2 protein-coding genes and 1 pseudogene are annotated in these 3209 nt (G+C 37.6%); all 3 read left to right on the forward strand.

What is annotated here, in order from left to right:
* The first annotated feature begins 95 nt into the window (after window positions 1–95).
* Window positions 96–2108, forward strand: coding sequence for a phospholipase effector Tle1 domain-containing protein (locus tag PX481_RS24795; RefSeq protein ID WP_288096596.1), 2013 nt, complete (start codon window positions 96–98; stop codon window positions 2106–2108).
* A gap of 51 nt (window positions 2109–2159) precedes the next feature.
* Window positions 2160–2681 (forward strand): hypothetical protein, encoded by a 522-nt coding sequence (locus PX481_RS24800; protein WP_288096598.1) that lies wholly within the window; start codon window positions 2160–2162, stop codon window positions 2679–2681.
* A 111-nt stretch (window positions 2682–2792) separates the two neighbouring features.
* A pseudogene (locus PX481_RS24805) lies at window positions 2793–3209 on the forward strand (GUN4 domain-containing protein); the annotation flags it as partial.

Here is a 3209-nt window from a genome sequence, read left to right on the forward strand (position 1 = left end):
ATTCTGGGAAATCATGACAGATAAATCAATCTCTTATTAGTCAGAGTCCCTGAACCCCTGATTACCCCTTTCTCCCCCGGTCGATGACAAAACCAATGGCTGAACAACGCTCTGTACTAAAATTTAATGGCATCGATGATCATATTGATCTATCCCACGGATTTCTTGACATCGATCAGAGTATTACCATTACATTTTGGGCAAAAGGGGAAAATAATTTAGCTACAGAAACGACTCTCTTAGAAGCTGTTAATCGGGAAAATAACCGGGTTCTACATATTACCCTGCCTTGGGGCGATCCCCTGAAACCTGCGATTTTTTGGGACGCAGGAAATGAAGAAGGTTTTGATCGAATTGAAAAAAAAGTCAAGCTTAAGGATTATAGTGATTGGACTCATTGGGCCTTTGTCAAAAATGCGACCACAGGCCGAATGTTGATCTATCGTAATGGGATCATTTGGCATCGTGGCAACGGTCATAACCGTGCCTTAACGGGGATTGAAAAAATCATCTTGGGAGCCTCTGTTAATCTCTCTCATTATTGGCAAGGTTGTCTTGCAGAACTTTCTGTTTGGAATCAAGCGCGTAGCCAAGAAGAAATCCAAAAAGCGATGTATCAATCTCCCTTAGTTGATGATCTTGGCTTAGTTACTTATTTATCACTCAATGGCAGTGCCGAGGATCAAACAAGTTATAGCAATCATGGTATTCTTTATGGGACAACCTGGCAACTAGATAGTCTTCCCTCCAAACCGACCTCGATCCCTAAATCAAAAACTCAGACTAGCAGTAAAGCTAGAAGGAGTGCGAAAAGGATAACAATGGTCAACGAAATTTTTAACTCCCTTGAAGAAGAAGAAGTGATTGAACAGGATGCTCCATCCGAAAATCAAGAACCTTCCCGGGAAGAGAATCCAGAATCAATTATAATTGCTGCAGAAGCTGCTCTTGCCAGCAATGAAATTGAGGAGATTAGTGAAACAGCAATTTCTCAACCAGATATCCTCACTTATTCAAACCAGAAAAAACGGTTAATTATTTGTTGTGATGGTTCTTGGGAAGACTCTGCCAGTGCTTACCCCACCAATGTGGTTAAATTCGCCGAATCTATTAAGTATATTGCCGAGGATCAAACCCCCCAAATCGTCTTTTTGTCAGGTTCTGGCACCCCCGAAGATAACGAATTTATTAAAAGTTTAGGGAATGAAACTTTTGGCTGGGGCCTTGATCGAATGATTCAAGATGCCTATCGTTTTCTTGTCCTTAACTACAATCCCACAACCGAGGATGAAATTTATTTGTTAGGTTTTAGTCGAGGCGCATATATCGTTCGTTGTTTGGCTAGTTTTATCGATAAATGTGGAATCCTAAAACGCTCTAAGATTAAAGAAATTCCCCTGGCTTATCAACTCTATCGAGACCACACCGTTAGTTCTGATAGTGCCAAAGCTCAACAATTCCGTGCCGCTAATGCTAAAAAAATTGAGACAGAAAAGGAAGATTTTCAAGATCGTATTCCAGTCAAGATGTTAGGTTGTTGGGATACAGTTGGCAATTTTGGTATTCCTGATTTAACTCCTTGGTTTCCCCTGGCTAAGTTTTATCATAAAAAATATGAATTTAGTAATACAAAATTAAGTCCGATTATCCAGAATGCTTTTCATGCTGTTGCCATTGATGAAAAACGTAAAAACTTCCCTTCCACTCCGATCAAAGCCAATCCAGAAAATCCCGAACAAGTTGTCAAAGAAGTTTTATTTGTGGGTGAACATACCTGTCTAGGTGGTGGCAAAAAAGAATATCAAGGAATTTCCGATTACCCGTTACAATGGATGATTAATCAAGCCAAAAAATTGGGATTAGAGTTTGACTCAACCACCTCTGAATCTGAGGAATTCCAAATTAAACTAGACCCGACCATCAAGTTTGATAATACTGTTAAAGGATTGTCGTCCTTAGGAGGTGAGCAATGGCGATATTTCAATACAAAAGTTGTCACTGTTCATCACAGTGTGGTAAAACGATTAAAGGCTTTTTCAGATTATCGTCCCAAAAGTCTTGAACCTTTTCTTCAAGCTTTACTTGACGACGATCAACAGACAGATTAACCTTGCTTTAGAATTAAACTAATCCTTCGCTAGAAATTTGAGGTGATTTTTATGGAACTCGATAACATTATCAAAAAAGTGGCAGGTACTTATTTAGCTTCGGCTATTATTGCTGTCATCGTGCTAATTCTGACCCTCGGACAACCCTTTGTAGTTTTTCTGGGTATTGGAGCGATGGGGTTGGTTACTGTGCTAGGAGATGCGATTGCTCAGTACGGAATTGAAGCGGTTCTGAATGCTTTTTACACTGAGCGAAGTAAAAAAGAATCCCTGGAAACACTTTTGGCTGAAATTGATGCTTTACCTCTGACTGATGACCTGAAATTAAAAACCAAAAAACACTTGACTGACCATCAAGAACAGACAGTAAAGCAGCAAGAAACGGTAACTGAGCCAACTCCTGAAAGTCCTCAAACAGTTGTTATTGAAAATGAACCAGTTATTGAAAATGAACCAGTTATTGAAAATGAACCAGTTATTGAAAATGAACCAGTTATTGAAAATGAACCGGTTGTTGAAAATGAACCAGTTGTTGAAAATGAACCAGTTGTTGTTGAAGTTGAAAATGTTTAATTAGGTGTTGCTCCCTCTTGCAATAGCTGGGGGCAGCGGATGATTATTGCTAAGTATTGAGGAATTTTTTGGTCTAAGATAGCTATGCTAAATAGGAACTCTCAACATCTGATGACCTATAAAAAAATTGCCATTTATGAGCAAAGCTATCAACTTCCTGTTTTTAAAAATAGATACTTAAAAAATTTTCAGAAAATCATCAAAGAACGTCGGAAATTAATTCAAGAAGGAGTTCGCTACCATTACTATTTTGGTAAGATTATTAAACGAAAAGAAAAAATTACTCAACAAGAAATCTTGATTGAGACTCAGTTATTAATTAAAGACTATAATTTATTAATTAATGGACTAGAAATCTATCAAGACGGATATTATCGTTTTTTACTCCAACTCAGTGACAATCTCAAAATTTTATTTTCCCAAAAATATCAAGAATTGAAAATCTTAGACTACGAGAGAATAAAGTTAGAAATTAAAAATAATAATAATCAAAATATTCTCAATCAACTCAAGCTGGAAAAACAGGAA

Source organism: Microcystis sp. M53603_WE2 (assembly GCF_030065435.1).

What these genes read in the sequence shown, in the direction of transcription:
- PX481_RS24795 (WP_288096596.1), top strand. Translation starts at nt 96, where the DNA reads ATGGCTGAACAACGCTCTGTACTAAAATTTAATGGCATCGATGATCAT.
- PX481_RS24800 (WP_288096598.1), top strand. Translation starts at nt 2,160, where the DNA reads ATGGAACTCGATAACATTATCAAAAAAGTGGCAGGTACTTATTTAGCT.